This is a genomic window from Chloracidobacterium sp., assembly GCA_016711345.1.
GTDB lineage: Bacteria > Acidobacteriota > Blastocatellia > Pyrinomonadales > Pyrinomonadaceae > OLB17.
The window spans coordinates 3,889,240-3,907,374 of sequence record JADJTD010000001.1 but is presented as its reverse complement, the minus strand read 5'-3'; the positions used below and the strand labels follow the sequence as shown (position 1 = coordinate 3,907,374).

The 18,135-nt window shown below is 47.6% G+C and carries 19 protein-coding genes; 12 read left to right on the top strand and 7 right to left on the bottom strand.

Annotation, left to right across the window (positions count from 1 at the left end):
- Positions 1–28: 28 nt before the first annotated feature.
- The 10 genes from yajC to IPL32_16510 all read left to right on the top strand — a co-directional run bounded on the left by yajC (position 29) and on the right by IPL32_16510 (position 10,103).
- Positions 29–328 (top strand): preprotein translocase subunit YajC, encoded by a 300-nt coding sequence (gene yajC / locus IPL32_16555; protein ID MBK8467429.1) that lies wholly within the window; start codon positions 29–31, stop codon positions 326–328.
- A 70-nt stretch (positions 329–398) separates the two neighbouring features.
- Positions 399–2,090, top strand: coding sequence for a protein translocase subunit SecD (gene secD / locus IPL32_16550; protein MBK8467428.1), 1,692 nt, complete (start codon positions 399–401; stop codon positions 2,088–2,090).
- A 79-nt stretch (positions 2,091–2,169) separates the two neighbouring features.
- Complete coding sequence (secF, locus tag IPL32_16545; GenBank protein MBK8467427.1) at positions 2,170–3,252, top strand: protein translocase subunit SecF; 1,083 nt, start codon at positions 2,170–2,172, stop codon at positions 3,250–3,252.
- 411 nt (positions 3,253–3,663) lie between these two features.
- Complete coding sequence (locus IPL32_16540) at positions 3,664–4,458, top strand: TonB family protein (GenBank protein MBK8467426.1); 795 nt, start codon at positions 3,664–3,666, stop codon at positions 4,456–4,458.
- Positions 4,459–4,556: 98 nt separating this feature from the next.
- Positions 4,557–5,261 (top strand): MotA/TolQ/ExbB proton channel family protein, encoded by a 705-nt coding sequence (locus IPL32_16535; GenBank protein ID MBK8467425.1) that lies wholly within the window; start codon positions 4,557–4,559, stop codon positions 5,259–5,261.
- Positions 5,262–5,295: 34 nt separating this feature from the next.
- On the top strand, positions 5,296–5,739 hold the full coding sequence (locus IPL32_16530) for a biopolymer transporter ExbD (protein ID MBK8467424.1): 444 nt from the start codon (positions 5,296–5,298) through the stop codon (positions 5,737–5,739).
- A 41-nt stretch (positions 5,740–5,780) separates the two neighbouring features.
- Positions 5,781–6,254, top strand: coding sequence for a biopolymer transporter ExbD (locus IPL32_16525; protein ID MBK8467423.1), 474 nt, complete (start codon positions 5,781–5,783; stop codon positions 6,252–6,254).
- 70 nt (positions 6,255–6,324) lie between these two features.
- Entirely contained in the window at positions 6,325–7,305 is a 981-nt protein-coding gene (locus IPL32_16520) for a hypothetical protein (protein MBK8467422.1), read from the top strand.
- 116 nt (positions 7,306–7,421) lie between these two features.
- Positions 7,422–9,632 (top strand): bifunctional (p)ppGpp synthetase/guanosine-3',5'-bis(diphosphate) 3'-pyrophosphohydrolase, encoded by a 2,211-nt coding sequence (locus IPL32_16515; GenBank protein ID MBK8467421.1) that lies wholly within the window; start codon positions 7,422–7,424, stop codon positions 9,630–9,632.
- Between the two features lie 93 nt (positions 9,633–9,725).
- Positions 9,726–10,103 carry a RidA family protein gene (locus tag IPL32_16510; protein ID MBK8467420.1) on the top strand — a complete coding sequence of 126 codons (378 nt, stop codon included), beginning with the start codon at positions 9,726–9,728 and terminating at the stop codon, positions 10,101–10,103.
- 75 nt (positions 10,104–10,178) lie between these two features.
- On the opposite strand, the gene IPL32_16505 is transcribed toward IPL32_16510, so the two are convergent.
- Entirely contained in the window at positions 10,179–10,373 is a 195-nt protein-coding gene (locus tag IPL32_16505; GenBank protein ID MBK8467419.1) for a 50S ribosomal protein L28, read from the bottom strand.
- 114 nt (positions 10,374–10,487) lie between these two features.
- Here IPL32_16505 and IPL32_16500 point away from each other — a divergent pair, with 114 nt between their 5' ends.
- Both IPL32_16500 and IPL32_16495 read left to right on the top strand, forming a co-directional pair.
- Entirely contained in the window at positions 10,488–11,756 is a 1,269-nt protein-coding gene (locus IPL32_16500) for a SurA N-terminal domain-containing protein (protein MBK8467418.1), read from the top strand.
- 91 nt (positions 11,757–11,847) lie between these two features.
- Entirely contained in the window at positions 11,848–13,791 is a 1,944-nt protein-coding gene (locus IPL32_16495) for an ABC-F family ATP-binding cassette domain-containing protein (protein MBK8467417.1), read from the top strand.
- Positions 13,792–13,929: 138 nt separating this feature from the next.
- On the opposite strand, the gene IPL32_16490 is transcribed toward IPL32_16495, so the two are convergent.
- The 6 genes from IPL32_16490 to IPL32_16465 form a co-directional block, all read right to left on the bottom strand.
- On the bottom strand, positions 13,930–15,303 hold the full coding sequence (locus IPL32_16490; protein ID MBK8467416.1) for a M20/M25/M40 family metallo-hydrolase: 1,374 nt from the start codon (positions 15,301–15,303) through the stop codon (positions 13,930–13,932).
- Between the two features lie 106 nt (positions 15,304–15,409).
- Positions 15,410–15,892, bottom strand: coding sequence for a DinB family protein (locus IPL32_16485; protein ID MBK8467415.1), 483 nt, complete (start codon positions 15,890–15,892; stop codon positions 15,410–15,412).
- Positions 15,893–16,038: 146 nt separating this feature from the next.
- Positions 16,039–16,674 carry a hypothetical protein gene (locus tag IPL32_16480; protein ID MBK8467414.1) on the bottom strand — a complete coding sequence of 212 codons (636 nt, stop codon included), beginning with the start codon at positions 16,672–16,674 and terminating at the stop codon, positions 16,039–16,041.
- Positions 16,675–16,822: 148 nt separating this feature from the next.
- Positions 16,823–17,317: a GNAT family N-acetyltransferase gene (locus IPL32_16475; GenBank protein ID MBK8467413.1), complete on the bottom strand. Its 495-nt coding sequence runs from the start codon at positions 17,315–17,317 to the stop codon at positions 16,823–16,825.
- A gap of 2 nt (positions 17,318–17,319) precedes the next feature.
- Complete coding sequence (locus IPL32_16470; GenBank protein MBK8467412.1) at positions 17,320–17,610, bottom strand: DUF1778 domain-containing protein; 291 nt, start codon at positions 17,608–17,610, stop codon at positions 17,320–17,322.
- A 60-nt stretch (positions 17,611–17,670) separates the two neighbouring features.
- Positions 17,671–18,078 (bottom strand): hypothetical protein, encoded by a 408-nt coding sequence (locus IPL32_16465; GenBank protein ID MBK8467411.1) that lies wholly within the window; start codon positions 18,076–18,078, stop codon positions 17,671–17,673.
- Between the last annotated feature and the right edge of the window lie 57 nt (positions 18,079–18,135).

The following is an 18,135-nucleotide window of genomic DNA, read 5'->3' as shown; positions in this document are numbered from 1 at the left end:
TGTCTTTAGGCACAACGAAAGTATGAATATGTTTCTTTTTCTGTTTCAGGGTGAACCTGCGGGCAGCGGCAGCCTGATCTGGACCCTCTTGCCATTCGTTTTTATTTTTGGCATCTTTTATTTTTTGGTCATATTGCCGCAAAAAAAACAGAAGCAGCAGCTTCAGGAAATGATCTCGCAGATGAAGATCAATGACGAGGTCGTAACGAATGGCGGGATCATTGGAAAGATAAAAGAGATCAAGGAGACCAGCTTTATTATTGTAAGCGCTGAAAAATCCTTTCTTGAAGTTGGGAAAAGTGCCGTTGTCGGCAAAAAGCCAGAATAGCAGTTAGACGGAGTTCGTGAATAGAAATCGCCTCGATTTACGATTCACTAGTTCAGGATTCACGAGTTATATGAAGAATACCGGTTTATGGATAAGGACGGCGATCATTATCGCCATAACCCTTGCGGGTCTTTACGTCGTATTTGGGCCGCGTCGAGCGCCTAACGCGAACGATCTTACATGGCAGGGAATCAAGGACAATCTTGCCACGAATATTAATCTTGGCTTAGACCTAAAAGGTGGATCGCATCTTGTAATGCGGGTAAAGACCGATGATTACTTGAAGACGCTGACCGAGAACAATGCTCAGGCTGCTCTTACTGCGGCTCAGGATGCGAAATTGCCGGTTACCGAGAACACGATTACGGCAGAGAATAAGAATTACGTTTTCGGCCTAGTTCTTTCAGATGCCGCACAGTCGCAGGCAGTCATCGATGAGGTCAAAAAGAAAGTCGATCTGTCCAATTGGACAGAATCTGGAAGTGGAAATTCGATTACTTGGTCACTTCCCGGGCAGATGCAGGAACTCATGAAGCGTCAGGCAGTCGAACAGGCTCTAAAGATCATCGAGAGCCGCATTAACGCTTTTGGCGTAAAAGAGCCGACGCTTCAAAGACACGGCGCCGAATCGTCCGATCAAATACTGCTTCAGATGCCGGGCGTTGACGACCCCGAGCGCGTTAAGTCGCTCATTGGAGCTGAATCGAATCTGGCATTAATGAAGATCGTTGGTCCGCCTAACCCTTCACCGGTTCAGACATATCCAACCAGAGACGCTGCTTTGCAGTCTATAGGGGGAAAAGAGACCGCGACACGTAAGGTTTTCCCCTTCGCCGATCGCGATACACCGAAGGATACAAAATCGAACAAACCAGAAGCGGCGAAGACGCCTTCGGAATTTGTGGTTGTTGAGTATCCTGCAGTCGTTGACGGCAGTGAATTGCGTGATGCGAATGCTGTTTCCCGAACTGGGTCTGACAAAGACTTTCAAATCGCGTTTGCATTCAAGCCAGCAGGAGCTCAGAAATTTGGCGAGTGGACGGGGAAGAACATCAATAATTATATGGGTGTTGTCCTAAATGACGAAGTTAAATCCGCGGCCTATATCAAATCGCAGATCTTCGATCAGGGCGAAATTTCAGGACGTTTTACAAAAGCTACCGCCGATGATCTGGCTCTTACGTTAAAATCCGGAGCCTTGCCTGCCAAGATCGAATATCAAGAGGAAAGGACAGTTGGGCCAAGCCTTGGAGCAGATTCTATTAAGGCAGGTGTTGAGGCCTCTTTGGGCGGGTTGGTTTTTGTTGTCATCTTCATGCTCCTCTACTATCGCGGATCTGGTGTCAATGCAGTTGTAGCTCTGTTGTTAAATATGCTGCTCACAATGGCGGCCTTGGTTATGTTCGACTCGACATTGACTCTTCCGGGCATAGCTGGCTTCATTCTGGGAATAGGCATGGCGGTGGATTCCAATGTGCTGATCTTTGAGAGAATGCGTGAGGAGCTTCGTGCTGGTAAAGGGGTTGTGGAGGCTGTCGAACAGGGCTTTGACCGAGCCTTTGTAACTATTATTGATACGCACATAACCACTATATTGTCGTCAGTCATTCTTTACATGTACGGCTCCGGCCCGATCAAGGGGTTCGCCGTTACACTTATACTTGGATTGCTTATCAATCTGTTTTCGGCGGTTTTCGTGTCGAGAACGATATTTATGTGGCTGATCGAACGAAAGCCTGATCTAAAGCAACTTAGTATCTAATGTTGTTTGCGATTTCAAATTAGCATAATGCGATCGCACGTGAAAAAAATACAGGAATCGCAAATAGAAAAATAAAATAATGTTTGAGTTTTTTACCAATATTCATGTTGACTGGATGGGGAAGCGCAAGATATTTAGCGCTCTGTCTATCGCAATCCTTTTAGCCGGACTCTTATCTGCTGTCGGTCGTCAATTTACAGACGGCGGCACTGACGCCTTCAACTTAGGGGTTGATTTTCAGGGCGGAACTGTTGTCACGGCGAAGTTTAAGCAGAAACCGTCCACGGATGATATTCGTGCCTCTCTCCAGAATGTGGGGGTTACAGAGGCCATAATCCAGGATTCAACCGATAAGACCGACGAAGTGCTCGTCAAGGTGCCGAATCTCGGCCAACGCGAAGACTGTGTTGATGAAAATAGTCAGCCGATGCCAGAGGCCGGTAGATGCGTTGTCAAGAAGGCACTCGACACTTTTGGAACGGAAGCTGTCGGAGCCACACAACTTCCGGACGACGCAACTGCTTCCTATAAAATTGTTGGTACTGACGCCGTTGGTCCGGTCGCGGGTGAACAGCTTCGAAATCAAGCAGTACTGGCAACGCTACTTGGCTTGTTGGGGATTCTGCTTTTTATCGCGTTTAGATATGATTGGACATATGCTGCCGGCGCGGTTATCGCTGTATTTCATGATGTTTTGATAACGCTTGCATTTTTCTCGATGTTCCAATGGGAGATCAGCCTAACGGTTCTTGCCGCTCTGCTTACACTCGTCGGATTTTCGGTTAACGACTCTATAGTTATTTTTGACCGAATCCGTGAGAACCTAAGTTTGCATCGTGGTGATTCCCTTTACAAATTGACTAATGACTCGATAAACCAGACGATGTCGCGAACGATCGTTACCAACGGGTTGGTCTTGCTTTCAGTTGCCGCATTGGTTCTGTTTGGCGGAGAGGTGCTAAGAGGTTTCTCGCTTGCTCTATTTGTTGGATCAATCACGGGAACGTATTCAACGATCGCGATTGCAAGTCCGATTGCCATTTGGTGGCAGAATAAGCTCGGAGAAGCAAAAATGAAAGAGGTTCTTGCCCCGCAAGAGACAGGCGAAAAACTCGCATCAACTTCGCGCCGAACTGTTACAAGAAGGCCTGTAACTCGGTAGACTTTTTGAACGCAATTATAGTTGGATTTGTTTTATCTGGATAGACAATCTAGAACACGGCGAGTCAAAGTGTGAAGCTTAAGAAAAAAAGAGATTATTCTTGACTTTCGCCGCTGTAACTTTTAGACTTCATTTCGTTGCTGGTCAATTTACTTTTTTTGCTTCTGCCTTTTCGCTTCTTAAATTTGAATCGAAATGGTGTAAGTAGAATTTACCCGCTCAAGCCTTCGGACATCGAAGTTTCTGCGTGGTAATAGAATAAAGAATGAAGCGGATGTGAATTCACCTTTCAGATTCTAATCTCGATGTTTCATTGTGATTACAACTTGAATCGGAAGTAGTTCATCAAATGCAATGTAAGGATTCGTAACCCTTGACCTGAAATGGCACCGGAAAGAGGGAGGAAATAAGATGCTAGATCAATTAGTTGAATCGAAAAGCAATTCCAGAGAAAACAAAAGGCGAAGTGAGTTTCTCGCGGTCGTCCTTATCATTATGGTCTCGATATTGCTCGGCAGTTGGACGTATAGCCTTTTTGCCAAAGATTTCGGTATGGGTGGGGATGAGTTGGCTCTTGATACGCTAGTTGCTCCTGTGCCTGTTACGGAAGAGGAACCACCTAAGCCTGAGGAGAAGCAACCTGAAAAGCAGGTAGCGGCAGATACCCGTAAAGAGTTAATAGCGAGTATCGATATGTTAACGAAAGAGCCGCCCCCTATAAGCACGGCCAAGATGACTAAGGCTACGATTCGACCGGAGTTCAACACAAAGCTTGGCGATTCGGATTCTAATACGACCATCAAAGCTGATGCTGGAAGAGGGGCAGTCGTTGACAATGGTAGTACGACCGGAATATCCGGTGGTAGTACGGAAAAGCCGCCTGCAAGTGATGACGAACCGCCGCCGCCGCCAAAGAAGGTTGTGCCTAAAACGGTATCCGGTGGTGTTCTCAACGGTAAGGCGACAAGTTTGCCCAAACCGGCGTATCCAGCTGCGGCTAAGGCGATTCGAGCTGGTGGTCCAGTCAGTGTACAAGTTTTGATCGACGAGAGCGGACGTGTAGTTTCAGCCAGCGCTGTTAGCGGCAATCCTTTGCTTCGTGCTGCAGCTGTTGCGGCTGCTCAAGGTGCTAGATTTAGCCCGACACTTCTATCTGGTCAACCTGTAAAGGTTTCCGGCGTTATTACGTACAATTTTGTTCCATAAAGAACGAGCGGTCTTATGCGGGAAAGATGATTCATCTTCCCGCTTTAAACTATTTTACGCAATTATTAGATTCTTTTGATTTCTTTGGAGGAAAAATCATGACATTTCTGTTCGCCGAAGGTGGCGTTTCATTTGGTATCTACGATATCGCAAAGAGCCTTACTATTCCGGGCTGGGGCGTTATCATTACACTGCTGATCCAGTCGGTGTACATGATCGCGGTGGGTATCGAACGTTGGTTGACCTATAATAAGGCCAAACAACAATCGAGACAGTATGCTCCGAAAGTTGCTCAGGCTTTGAAAAACAGCAATATCGACGAAGCTATCAACATTAGCGATAAGCACAAAGATTCGCACCTTGCGATGGTCGTATCGTCAGGCTTGAAAGAGTTTGCTGCTCATCAGGGCGGCGAGATCACGAGCGATGAGATGGCTGCGTCCGAGCGTGCCCTTGAGCGAGCTATAGCCGTTAAAACTGCCGAGTTAAAACGCGGTCTCTCAGGACTTGCAACTGTCGGCTCGACAGCTCCGTTCGTAGGCCTCTTCGGCACCGTTGTTGGTATTATTGGAGCGTTCCAGGCTCTTAGAGCTAACGAGAACGCAGGTATTGGAGCCGTCGGTGGTGCAATCGCCGAGGCGCTGGTTGCTACCGCTTTTGGTATTCTTGTTGCTATTCCGGCTGTGTGGCTCTTTAACTATTTCACTAACAAGGTTACAAGCTTTAGCGTAGAAATGGAGAACTCAGCTTCCGAGCTTGTTGACTATTTCATCAGACAGCGTGCTAAAAGTCTTAGAGGCTAGGAGCGGTCTTTTCAGGCTATAGGAGAGTTTTGCTATGAGTACGAAGATCGGTGGAACCAACGAATACAACTCCGACATCAACGTCACTCCGATGGTGGACGTGATGCTGGTGCTTTTGATCATTTTCATGATCGTCACGCCGCTTCTGCAGGCAGGTGTATCTGTTAACCTGCCGAAAGAAATGATAAGTCCGGAAACTGATGAAGAAATTGCGAAAGACACTTCAGTCGTAGTTGCTATCACAAAAGACGGAACTTTCAATATAGGTAAGCAGGGATATCCGCTTGATGCACTGGAAGACGTGATAAAGAGACGCATGGAAAATAAATTGCCGGAAAAGCGTATCGTTTACATAAAAGCCGACATCGATGTCGATTACGGCAAAGTTGTCCAGGCCATCGATACGATTCGTAAGGTTGATATTGATAAGATCGGCCTCGTAGCTGACAAGAAAAAAGGGGTTGAACCAGCCAAATAGGCCTGAACCTCGCCATTGAGGCTTCAAAGGAAGAAAACAAAATGGGAATGTCAACAGGCGGCGGCGACGGCGCCACACCGCAAATCAACGTAACCCCGCTGATCGACGTATTGCTCGTTCTGCTGATTATTTTTATGGTTATCACGCCGCTTAAACCTAGCAAGTTTGAGGCAAAGGTTCCGGCGGAGCCGAAAAATCAGGACATGTCAATTGTTAAGCCTAATCCGCTCACGCTTGTTGTTGCGATTAACGGACAGACCAAGGCACTAACGCTTAACAACGAGCCGTTCGGTGATGTCTCGAATACAGATGCTCTGACGAATAAGCTTCGCGAGACATTTAGGGAAAGGGAAAACCAAGGTGCTTTCCGCGAAGGTACGAACCAAGTGGAAAAGACCCTATTTATCAAATCGCCCAAGTCGGTTCGTTACGGTGAGGTGGTTAAGGTTATTGACGCGGTAAAAATTGCCGGAGCTGAGCCGATCGGATTGCAGATAGACGATCTTACTGAATAAATTGGCCGAAGGGAGATCGCAGTTTGGAATTTTGTTTCCGACGCGCACTTTCGGTAGCGAATGGAGTCAAATGATGAGATTCTCTCGTTTAGGGTTATTAGCAACTATACTAATTGCCGTATTGGCAGGAACTAACTGCGATTATTACAACCGCATTATGGCCCGAAAGGACCTGGTGGACGGTTCGAACGCCTATAAAGGTCGAAAGTTCAACGAGGCCGAACAGTTGTTCCGGGATGCTGTATCCCGCGACCCGAAGGGTGAAACTGTTGAGGGTAAGACTGCGCAGCTTTTCCTGGCTCGGACGCTTCACTCAAAGTATATTGGAGACCGTAAGCAGACGGCTTGGGCAGAAGAAGCGATCGCACAATACCAGAAGGTTTTACAAATTGATCCGAAGGACCAGAGTTCATACAAAGCCATTGCGAGCCTTTATGAAAACCTTCAAAAGACTGATGACTGGTTAAGATTGGTGACAGCTCGTTCCGCGAATACGACTATTCCTCCTGAACAACGAGCAGAGGCTTTGACTTCCTTGGCGGCCAAGAAAAACACTTGTGCCAATGATATAACGGATACCGAAAAGACCAAAAAAACTGTAGCGAAAGACGGCAAACAGACCTTTCAGTTCCTGAAGCCGGAAAGTCCGGAAGAATTTGAAAAGTTGAAGGGCTGTGTTGACGAAGGAACCAAGCTGATAGATCAGGCCATAGCTCTCGAACCTGCCGACGTTAAAAACGCCCCAAGTATTAATGTCAAAAGCTTGACAGATGCAGACTTGGCGGCAAAACAGGAACTTCTGAAGGTTTTCGAGTCGTCAAGGTCTTATAAGGCCAGCCTCATGTTTCAGGCAATGCGTCTAGCTGAAATGGATGGAAGGACGCCAGATAGGGACAGACTTAAAGAGGAAGGTGAGGCCGCTAGGAAGAAATTTTTGGAACTGAGTGACGTTGTCAAAGCTCTCGATACCGAGAAAGAAGAGCGCGAAGCCGCTAAAGCCGCTGAAAGCAGCAGAGAAAAAACGAACACGAACGCCGCTCCAAAAAAATAACCCGTATTTTTTCTTTTTAATCATGCGATGCTCAATTACAATTTAATTGAGCATCGTTTTTCAATTGCGATTTACGAATGTTGAATTGCGAATGAGAAGCTCGTAAATGATCGACTATGATTCGTATAGAGGACGTAATAGCGACGGTTACAGAAAACAGGCCAGGTGCCGATGTCGATCTCATCCGCCGCGCTTACCTTTTCTCTGCCCTCCATCACCGCGGCCAAACGCGTGCCTCGGGCGAACCTTATCTCGTCCATCCGCTTGAAGTTGCCGAAATACTTGCCAGCATGCGTCTTGATGAGGTAAGTGTCTCGACAGGGCTGCTTCACGATGTTGTAGAGGACACACTTGTTGATCTTGAGACCATTAGATCTTATTTTGGTGATGAGATCACTCTGCTCGTCGATGGATTGACAAAGATCGCTCATATCAGTGATCTCTCTAAAGAAAAACAACAAGCCGAGAATGTTCGCAAGATGGTCCTTGCAATGACAACGGACGTGCGCGTGGTTTTGATTAAACTTGCCGATCGCCTGCATAACATGCGTACGATGCAGTATCTAAAACCCGAAAAACGCGAACGCATCTCGCAGGAAACTCTTGATATCTATGCCCCGATCGCTCATCGCCTCGGCATGGGTAAACTGCGAGGCGAACTCGAGGACCTTGCCTTTCAAAATCTTTACGCCGAAGATTACAAACGACTGTCAAAAGAGGTTGATGCCCGCCGTCCAGAATTGGAAGCAGCTCTGGAAAAAATAAAAGCGACGATCACTGAACAATTGACCGAGAATGGGGTTCCCTTTGTTGAGATAGAAGGCCGCGTAAAGCGTCTCTATTCGCTCTGGAAGAAGCTCAAAAAGCAAAAGATAATGATCGAGCAGGTCTATGACCTGATCGCTGCACGTATTATTACGAAGAATGACAGGAAGAATTGTTATCTCGCTCTCAGTGTCATTCACGACATCTGGACGCCTGTTCCTGAGCGTTTTAAGGACTGGATAGCGATTCCGCGAGATAATCTGTACCAATCCCTTCATACTTCAGTTATCGGCGACGGCGGGCTTTCTTTTGAGGTTCAGATAAGAACGGAGGAGATGCACCACGTAGCGGAGGAAGGTGTTGCGGCCCATTGGAAATACAAGGAAAGTACTCTCGGCAAGAAAGAAGAAGACGAAGGTCTTGATGAACTAAGAAAAACGGTTGAAAAGTTGTTACTGCCGCTAGTCGAAAATACGAATGAGAACGAAGATTCGGCGGATTTTATCGAAACACTCAAACTCGATCTTTTTCCAAAGGATGTTTATGCTTTTACGCCAATGGGCAAGGTCATCCAGCTTCCACGCGGAGCAACGCCTATTGATTTTGCCTATGCAATTCACTCGGTGGTCGGGGACACTTGCACTGGTGCAAAAATAAACGGACGTATCATCCCTCTTCGCAGCGAACTTCAAAATGGTGATGTTGTTGAGATACTTACGACACAGCATTCGAAACCTTCCGGCGATTGGCTAAACCACACTGTGACTTCGCGAGCTCGGAACCGTATACGTCATTGGATATCGCAGGAACAACGTACCGAGTCGATAGATATCGGCCGGAAACTTCTCGAAAAAGAGGCTGAGAGATTTCGGGTTCCGTCGAAGAAGTTTCTCAATAACGAAAACGAACTCAAGCGTATTGCCAATGAATATGGATTGGGCCGTCCGGATGATCTTTTTGCGTCGGTCGGCTATGGAAAGACTCTGCCTCGCAACGTACTCGGAAAATTTCTCGGTGCGGAGAAATTCAATGAGCTTGATCCCGACAAAAAGAAAGAGACGCGGCTGAAGTCGGGCATGAAGGCAGTCCGCAAGTTCATCGGGCTCGGTGAGGATGCAATCATTGTTAGGGGCATCGATAACCTTCTTATCAATCGTGCGAAATGCTGTAATCCGCTACGTGGCGAAGAGATCATCGGGTACATTTCACTGGAAAAGGGAATCGTCGTCCACAACAAACGGTGCAAAAATATGTCCCAATTGATGGTGAACAAAGACCGCATTGTTGAGGTGGAATGGGCGAAGGAAACAGATATAGGTGAGATACAATCGGTTCAACTGCTTGCAACCACAGAAAACCGTACCGGCATGCTCGCCGGAATCACTAATGCAATTGCGGACATAAAAACCGGCATACGCGACGCTCGCGCCAATGTTTCTAAGGATGACATCGGTCTCATCGAGGTCACGGTAGAGGTCTTTGATAAAAAGCATCTCGACAAGGTCGTCGGAGCCATCGAACACGTTCCGGGTGTTATCGCTGTTGAACGCGTCAATGCGTGATTGATCACCCAATAAAAGCCCGCCTGCTTTCCTTTTCCATCCTAATTTGTTAGAATTCGCCTTTTGCTTGAGTTGTGGAGCGGAATTATTTTCATGAAAGAGATAGTAACCACGGAAAATGCGCCGGGAGCGATCGGCCCTTATTCACAAGCTATTAAGGCTGGCGGAATGGTATTTTGTTCAGGCCAGATACCGATCGATCCGAAGACCGGAGAATTTGTGTCGCAAGTCGTCAGTGAACAGACGGAACAGGTGCTGGTCAATCTGAACGAGGTCTTAAAGGCTGCCGGAACAAGTTTGGATAATGTCGTCAAGACAACTGTGTTTCTTGCCGATATGAATGATTTCGTTGAGATGAATGAAGTTTACGGCCGTTTTTTTAGTACTAATAAGCCGGCGAGAGCGACGGTTCAAGCGGCAAGACTGCCACGCGATGCAAAGGTAGAGATCGAGTGTATTGCGGTTGTTTAGTCTAAACGAAAGAAAAGCCAAACTCCTTAATCCGGCGTTTGGCAACTAAAACAGTTAGCTGTGTCTCAAATAGATCTAAGCAGCTTTGACAACTTTTCCCGATTTTATGCAGCGTGTACATGCTTTGATGCGTCCGTTGCCGCCGCCGGGAATCTGAACGCGGACCGGCTGAAGATTCGGGTTGAATCGCCTTCGCGTTTTATTGTTAGCGTGTGATACATTATTTCCAAATTGCGGGCCTTTCCCACAGATGTCGCAGCGTTTTGCCATATTTATATTGCCTCTCGATGAAATGCGAGAAAATAAGAGTTCTGAAAAACTCGAAACAAGATTTATAACAAAAAACCTAAAGGTTAGTCAAGTTACGAATAACAGATGAATAAGATGAAAATTGTAAACGCAATCGTGCAACCTAATAAAAAACAAATTCTCGCCATGTCCTTAACTGCGGTTTTCGCTGCTATATTAGGGGCATGCAGTGTGCCTGTGGCAAATACTTCGGGCGGCGGCTCTGTCGATTCGAATGAAACCGCTGCCAAAGTAAATGGGAAGGTCATCACCATGCAGGAGGTTGACCGTGCCGTAAAACAGCAATCTCAAGGCCAGGAAAGCAAGTTATCGCCACTCGAATTGGCCGCTGCGAGACTTCAAGTCTTACAGGGCCTTGTTGAACAAGAAGTGATGTATCAAAAGGCGGAAAAAGAAAATATGGTTCCATCCGAAGAGGATGTTACCGGTGAGATCAACAAACGAAAGGTTGACAGCCGTTTATCCGTCGAAGAATTTGATAAGCAGATGAAACAGGCTGGACTCGATGACAAATCATTTCGCGATTCTGCCAAGAGAGCTCTTGCTATCCAGAAACTGGTCGATAAAGTCACGAGCAGGATCGAAACGCCTAAAGATCAGGAGATCGCAGACTTCTTTAAAAGCAATCCTGATCTTTTCGTTCGAAAGCGCGGTGTTCGACTTGCGGCAATCGTCATTGATCCGTCGGATGGCGGTGAAGGCGACATGACAAGAAATGAGGTTGAAGCGAGTCAGAAAGTTAAAGAGGTGCTTGCGAAGGTGCAGCAGCCTGCCAGCGACTTCGCGGCCCTTGCACGAGAGTTCAGTGAAGATCCCAGCAAATTACAGGGCGGTGATCTTGGCTATATTAGTGAAGAAGAGTTGAAGCAGAATTTTGGTGCGAACATTGCGGCGGCTTTTATGAACCCGCAGTTTAACATTGGCCAGGTGACAAATATGGTGCCTGTCAATGGAAAGGGTTACATTTTTAAGCTTCAAGAGAGGGTCGAAAAAGAAGAAAACTTAACACTTGATAGTCCGGACGTTCGCCCACAGATCAACAAACTTCTAGTGGATAACCGCAAGCAACTTCTCGCCGCTTCATATCAGGCAATTGCTATGAACGAGGCCAAGATCGAGAACTATCTCGCCAAAAAGGTTGTAGATAATCCAAATGAATTGAGCGGCACTCGGCCCGCAGGTGCGGTTAATGCAAACACCTCTGGTGCTACGAATTCGAATACGTCAACAAACACAATGGCTGCGGCTAATGCAAATACTTCGACAAAACCCGAAGCAAATGCAAAGCCGGCGGACAAGCCAGCCGAGGCTAAAAAGCCTGAGGCTACGAACAAGACAAAATAGTTTTTTTTCGATGATCGATAGTCGGTTGTCAAAAGTTGGGGTCATCAGTGTTTTACTGACCACCGGCCGCTGACAACCGATTACTTCTTTTATGCTCTTCAGACTTTCAGATATATGGAAATCCTACGGCGGGACAGAGATCCTTAAGGGCGTCTCGTTCCAGGTCAATCCGTCGGAAAAAGTTGGACTTGTCGGCCGTAACGGCGCGGGAAAGACGACGGTATTTCGCATCATAACCGCACAGGAAAGTCCTGACGAAGGCGAAGTAATCAAAATGAACGGCCTTAAGCTTGGCCTGCTCGACCAGCATGTTGATTTTGGTGAAGCCGAAACCGTTCATACCGCCGCTCTTTCGGCCTTTAAAGAAATACACGACATCGAGGCTGAAATGCGACGTCTCGAAAAAACGATGGAGACCGATCACTCGGAAGCGGTTCTTCATAAGTATGCCGATCTTCAAACGGCATTCGAACAGGCCGATGGTTTTTCCTACGCCGCGAAAGCTGAGGCTGTTTTGCTTGGTATGGGCTTCTCGCCTGAAAAGTGGTCCGATGATGTGCGGACTCTTTCCGGCGGTCAGAAGAATAGGCTTGGGATGGTGCGGCTGCTGCTGTCAAACGCCGACGTTATGCTGCTGGATGAGCCGACAAACCATCTGGATGTTGAGGCTGTCGAATGGCTAGAGGAGTTTTTGCAAACTTACGAAAAGACCTACGTCGTTATCAGCCACGATCGTTATTTCCTTGATCGTACGACGAATCGTGTAGTCGAAATGGATCGCGGAATCGCAGTCACTTACAAAGGCAATTATTCGAAATATCTTGAAGAGCGCGAACTGCGTCGTGAACAGCAGATACGAGAATACGAAAATCAGCAGCAGTTGATCAACAAGACGCAGGAATTCATCCGCCGCAATCTCGAGGGCCAAAAGACAAAGCAGGCAAAATCACGTCGCACTCTGCTCGCGAGAATGGAGCGTATCGAAGCCGTCACCAGTGAAAAGTCCGGCGGTAATTTTGGGCTCCGTCAGGTTCAGCGAACTGGCAACAATGTCCTTACCGCAGAAGATCTAACGATCGGTTACGACAAGAAAGTGCTCGCGAACAAGCTGAATTTCTCACTTCATCGCGGCGACGCTCTCGGAATCATTGGCGGCAACGGAACCGGCAAGACAACACTCGTAAAGACGATCCTCGGAAATATCCGCGAGCTCGGCGGCAAGATACATTGGGGAACAAAGGTCAACATCGGCTACTATTCTCAGAATCTCGAAGGTTTGGAGCCTCGCAATGAAGTGATACAAGAGCTAAGACGCGTCGCACCTACGGCGGACAATGGCACGCTGCGTGGGTTTCTTGCTAAGTTCCTCTTTATGGGCGAAGACGTTTTCAAACCGGTCTCGGCCCTTTCCGGCGGCGAAAAGGGAAGGCTCGCGCTTGCGAAACTTATCTATTCGCAAAAGAACGTTCTGGTGCTCGACGAGCCGACCAATCACCTCGATATTCCTTCGCGTGAATCGCTCGAGAACGCTCTCGAAGAATACGACGGCACGATCATCGCCGTCAGCCACGACCGCTTTTTCCTCGATAAGATCGCCAACCAGATGCTCTCGTTCGAATCAGACGGCACCGTCCTAAACTACGACGGCAACTACACCGAGTTCCACGACTGGAAGACTGCAGATATTAGACAAGAGACGGGCGATAAGAGACCAGAGGCTACGCAGCAGTCAGAACCTGGAGCGATAGCTCCTGGGTTCAGAGAGACGCCCAAGACCAAGGAGCAAAAACCTAAGACCGATCCTCTCTCAAAAAATCAGATCAACCAACTAGAAAAACGGATCAAGCAGATCGAATCTCAGATCCCGATCCTTGAATCCGAGGCCGCCAAACTTACAGAGGACATGTCTAACCCCAAGATAGCCTCGGATTACGCCAAACTCGCCGAAGCCACGACAAAACTTTCCGAAACTGAAGCCCGGATAAAATCACTTTATGAGGAATGGGAATCAGCGGCGGGGCAGTTGCAATCGTAGTCACCGATCGACTCTGCGTTTTAATATATATTTTGTAAGCCGCACATTAGTTAGGGCGGAAAACTCATAATTGAGTGTTCCGCCCTTAGTTACTTACGGGTTTGCTAACTAGCTATTTCGTAGCGAAAGTCAAAGAAACTAAAACGACATCGCATCCAGAAACACCGAACCCGACATTCCGCGAGTAGCACTTGTCAGTTTAAGTTCTGGTTTCGAAGGTCGTTCGGGGATTATGGAACTGCACTGCACTCGCGGGGAAATGCATCCCTTTGCCAACTCGGCGACATATGAAAGGCCAAGTTTTGTGAATTTCAGAGCGTGATCGGCATTGTTATTGCTTCGTGAGATGGTGTCGGTCGAGGTGTGAATCCAAGGGTTATCATTTCCTAGCGGAGCTTCAAACGGGAACGAAGCCGGATAGCTCTTGTTGTGCCACGACGCGTGATCCGAGCAGGCATAGCCGCAGGAAGAATTGACCACATTCAGTGTTGGTTGATATGTGGCGATCAGGTCACGGAGAAACTGATTTTGAGCGGCATTGGTGTAATCGGTGATTATCGCGAAATCCACTCCTTGGCTGCCTTTGTAATTGGTCATATCGAGCTGCAAAACGCCCACAACATTTGTATTCGCGGTCCGAAAAGCAGTGGCTATTGCATTCGAACCTCGAAGCCCGACCTCTTCGGCTGCGTACGCAATAAACTTGACTGTTCTGGCGGGGCGGAAACTCTTAGACATCATCACGCGGATCATCTCTGTCATGCAGGCGATGCCAGACGCGTCATCATCGGCTCCGGGTGCGGGTTGGGTTGAGCCGCTGCCGTTGATCGAATCCTGATGTGCACCGACAACGACAACCTCATCCGGCAAAGTAGCTCCGCGAATGGTCAGTACGACCGAGGGCTGCGGCGACACGCTGGGATCGTGAGTATAAAACTCTACCGTCGTCAGATTGTTTCCCCTTACAGCTGCCAGTTGTGTCCATTTGTTCTTTATCCAGTTTGCAGATTCGAGTCCGCTTGGCTGATTGTAGCGGCGATTGGGGAATGCCGAAAGATCCGTTATCACCTGTCTGTTGTCGAGTTCACGAGCTGAGGAGTGCAATATATTTACAGCCGCCTGATTGTCTATCGAGTAAACGACGGATGGCGCAAGTTGATCAGCAGTAGTCATACGCTCGACCCAGGCGAGTGCATCTGCTTCGCTTGAATGCAAAACAAAACCGCCGCACTTGTGAAAGATGTCATGCATCGAGCGTGACAGGTCTTCCATCTCCTGATCATCGAGCCGCAGTATCGCTACACCATTCAAGACTCGCGCGGCTCGGTCGCTAAGCGGTTGTCTACCGTCAGCTACCTTTACGGATGCGGCGACAGCACTAAGCTCTGATGCGTCCACACTGATCCAGTGGTCCGCTCGTTCGGTAAAGGCGCTGCTGCCCATAACGGTAAAAACTGCAAGACAGAAAAAGACGGCTAGTGCCTTTTTAGTGATTTGTTTCGATATAAACATTAATGTACTCCTAGTGTAAGTGATTATACATCAAATCAGACAATATTTGCAGAAGCCCGCGCGTTGGCAAGGGCTTAACATGAAATGCTGGGTGTTAAGCCCTCATTCACGTTCGGGCTTCTGCATTAAATCCCCATTTATCGATCTGCCGCCGATGTCTCAGAATATGAACAATAGCGTGTTCCAGTAGTTGTTCCAGATCATATGTCGGGCCCCAGCGAACCGTCATCGAAACTGCCGTTATTCGCCTTTCCGACATTTCCCATTTGTCAGCTAAAGTCGCAACCGTATATTCCAGCATCGAATCAAATTCCTTAAGCGACTCTGCCTGTGCAAGCTGCCGCTTCTTCGGCGACGTTTTCTCCATCGAGAACGCATCGCGAATATAATCCGCATAACCATAACCCGCCGCAACAACATGCGACATCACCGTCTGCACCGAACGGCAATTCGCATCCTTAGTGTCAGGATCGACGACTCGCGTGTATTGTTCTTCCGTCAGCCTCTCTATTATCGAGCGAAACTCCGCCGCCGCCCGCTCATACTCATCCATCATCGCGCCCACAGCGCCTTTTCGATATGTTTTCATTGTTCCGTTTATGCCGCGTGTTCCAAACGCTCCGTAGCCGCAAATAACATAACCCCAAGTTCAGCCAAGTGTCACGTGAGGCCACAAATATCCCGCCCGCTCCGCAGGCTAAGACTAATTCAAATTATTATTGCCCGATCCGTCGCCTACTTGATCGGCGCCACGACCTTTATAGTCGAATCGTACTCCGATGAAAAAGTTACACGCCGTATTATGGCCTCCGACTTAACGGATCTATAGGTAGTTACCTGCTTCAAAAGCTTTTTACTATTGCTAAAGAAATATTCATCATCACGATAGGCTTTCGTTCCTGAAATTTCTACCAATATTGTTTCGCGATAAATTGTAACGGCCTTTTTATCAATGATGGAAGACTGTTTCCAATATTTTGGGGTTCCAATAATATAAGTCAGAACCTCCGTCCGACCGTGTCGGAAATACCATGGTTCGCTTTTCCATTCACCATCGCCTGTCCTTGAGTAAATAAAATCCCCGAAAACTATTTCTTCTGAAATAGACTCCTTTCCGTTCTTCGTCACGATCACTTTTAAATGATCGGCTTCATTTGGCGTGCCTTCCCACTGAGATAAAGTGGTCTCCTTGAGTTCGCCGCTTACGAACAACTCGGTCTTGTTAGAACTTCTGGCTGGAAACCGAATTGGTTCTTTTGTGATCTCTATAGCTTTGTAAAATTCCTCACTACTTATTGCTGTCCGCTGTCCGTAGGTCGGGTGAAAGAGGCAGAGCGCCAGAACAAAAACATTTAGAACACAATATTTCATTTCCTAATCTAATGATGCAAGGTTGTTCTGCAACGTTGTAATTTGCTCGGTTAATTCAACAGCTCGTTCGTGGAGTTCCTGAATCTTTTCGGCCAACGGGCGGAAACGCGAGTGTGAACGAGCGTGCATACCATCACGAGACTGTGGGTCATTCCGCTAGTAATTTGCGAACCTTCTTGAGATTCATAAATAACTTCATCGGTTCGTCTTCCATCGGGGTAAATCCACGTTTGATGTAAATGTCTCTTGCCTTTTCATTGACGGCACGGATCTCGACGAGGAAAATGCCGATATCTTCGGCAACTCGTGCTGCGCGTTTCAACGCATCGAAGAGCAATGCGGTACCGAGGCCCTGATTTTGGGCTTGTTTGTCTGTTGCCAATTTTCCGATGAGAATCGCTGGCAGAGGATAACGCGGGAGGTTGATGTTTGGCGGCCTCTCGAACTTTACCGAACTGCTTGAGATCGTATAGTAACCGTAAATAGTTTTTGTATCTGTTGGTCTGACTGCGACATATGTGCGGCCAAGGCCGCCCTTGTTGTTCTGCAAAGCAAACTTGCGCAAGAACTCATTCTTTTTTCCATCACCGCAATCAAATAGATCAGTTGCGTGATCGGCGTTGAGCAGCTCTATCGTATACACGTTTATTCGAGGATCAGTTTCTTATGAATTTTCGCAGCCTGTCTTAATCCTGTATTCGGCTTGTCGTCCGCATCGAGCATCTTCAAAAGACGGTCACGATCTCTGTTCGACAGAGTTGTGGTATATTCACGCTCCAATACATCCGTCGCCGAAGCCAGGAGCGAGCGGGTAGCAAAATCGGTCAGACTTTGTCCCGAAGCTGCGACGGCCTTTTCAATGATCTCGCGGGCGTCCGAAGAAATTCTGATATGAATGTTCCCCTTTCTTGATTTTGTTGATACTGCTGTGGTCATAATTTCTACCTCACATACCAAATCCTATCATATGTGTTGCAATTTGCAACACATATTTGATCACTGGCGCCGCTTCTGATTTCGTCGTCCGCGGCGTGTCGCTGGTGTGGTCGCTTTCAGGTCGAGTCGCAGGACGGTGTTTTCGTCGATCTCGGGATTTAGGAAAGCGGTTGTGCCATCGACCATTATGCTGTGGAATTTGCAAAATGGTGTCGCGCGGATCAGGCGGTGGCGGCCTCGGCCTTTTTGTTTGACGGGGAAAGCATTCGTCACATTCGGGTTTGACGGATTGATTCCGATGATGCTGTTTACCTTGTCAAACAGCAGTGTGACCGCCTCCGGGCTGCCAAGTTTTTCGTGTATATTTCCGTTCAGCAGGATAACGTTTCTCCGGTTTAATGTTACGTGTAGGCGATCACTCCGCGGCTGTGTCGGCCCCGCCTTAAATTCTTCCCAATGGATTATCATGTGTATTTTTTTCTCCTGTGTGTAAAATTTAGCTATCGTGAGCATGTATTATAGACG

Coding starts and splice junctions, on each gene's coding strand:
- IPL32_16480 (MBK8467414.1), bottom strand. CDS start 16,674: ATGAAATATTGTGTTCTAAATGTTTTTGTTCTGGCGCTCTGCCTCTTT.
- IPL32_16470 (MBK8467412.1), bottom strand. CDS start 17,610: ATGACCACAGCAGTATCAACAAAATCAAGAAAGGGGAACATTCATATC.
- secD (MBK8467428.1), top strand. CDS start 399: ATGAAGAATACCGGTTTATGGATAAGGACGGCGATCATTATCGCCATA.
- IPL32_16485 (MBK8467415.1), bottom strand. CDS start 15,892: ATGAAAACATATCGAAAAGGCGCTGTGGGCGCGATGATGGATGAGTAT.
- IPL32_16525 (MBK8467423.1), top strand. CDS start 5,781: ATGGGAATGTCAACAGGCGGCGGCGACGGCGCCACACCGCAAATCAAC.
- secF (MBK8467427.1), top strand. CDS start 2,170: ATGTTTGAGTTTTTTACCAATATTCATGTTGACTGGATGGGGAAGCGC.
- IPL32_16505 (MBK8467419.1), bottom strand. CDS start 10,373: ATGGCAAAACGCTGCGACATCTGTGGGAAAGGCCCGCAATTTGGAAAT.
- IPL32_16510 (MBK8467420.1), top strand. CDS start 9,726: ATGAAAGAGATAGTAACCACGGAAAATGCGCCGGGAGCGATCGGCCCT.
- IPL32_16540 (MBK8467426.1), top strand. CDS start 3,664: ATGCTAGATCAATTAGTTGAATCGAAAAGCAATTCCAGAGAAAACAAA.
- IPL32_16490 (MBK8467416.1), bottom strand. CDS start 15,303: ATGTTTATATCGAAACAAATCACTAAAAAGGCACTAGCCGTCTTTTTC.
- IPL32_16520 (MBK8467422.1), top strand. CDS start 6,325: ATGATGAGATTCTCTCGTTTAGGGTTATTAGCAACTATACTAATTGCC.
- IPL32_16465 (MBK8467411.1), bottom strand. CDS start 18,078: ATGATAATCCATTGGGAAGAATTTAAGGCGGGGCCGACACAGCCGCGG.
- yajC (MBK8467429.1), top strand. CDS start 29: ATGTTTCTTTTTCTGTTTCAGGGTGAACCTGCGGGCAGCGGCAGCCTG.
- IPL32_16535 (MBK8467425.1), top strand. CDS start 4,557: ATGACATTTCTGTTCGCCGAAGGTGGCGTTTCATTTGGTATCTACGAT.
- IPL32_16530 (MBK8467424.1), top strand. CDS start 5,296: ATGAGTACGAAGATCGGTGGAACCAACGAATACAACTCCGACATCAAC.
- IPL32_16500 (MBK8467418.1), top strand. CDS start 10,488: ATGAAAATTGTAAACGCAATCGTGCAACCTAATAAAAAACAAATTCTC.
- IPL32_16515 (MBK8467421.1), top strand. CDS start 7,422: ATGATTCGTATAGAGGACGTAATAGCGACGGTTACAGAAAACAGGCCA.
- IPL32_16495 (MBK8467417.1), top strand. CDS start 11,848: ATGCTCTTCAGACTTTCAGATATATGGAAATCCTACGGCGGGACAGAG.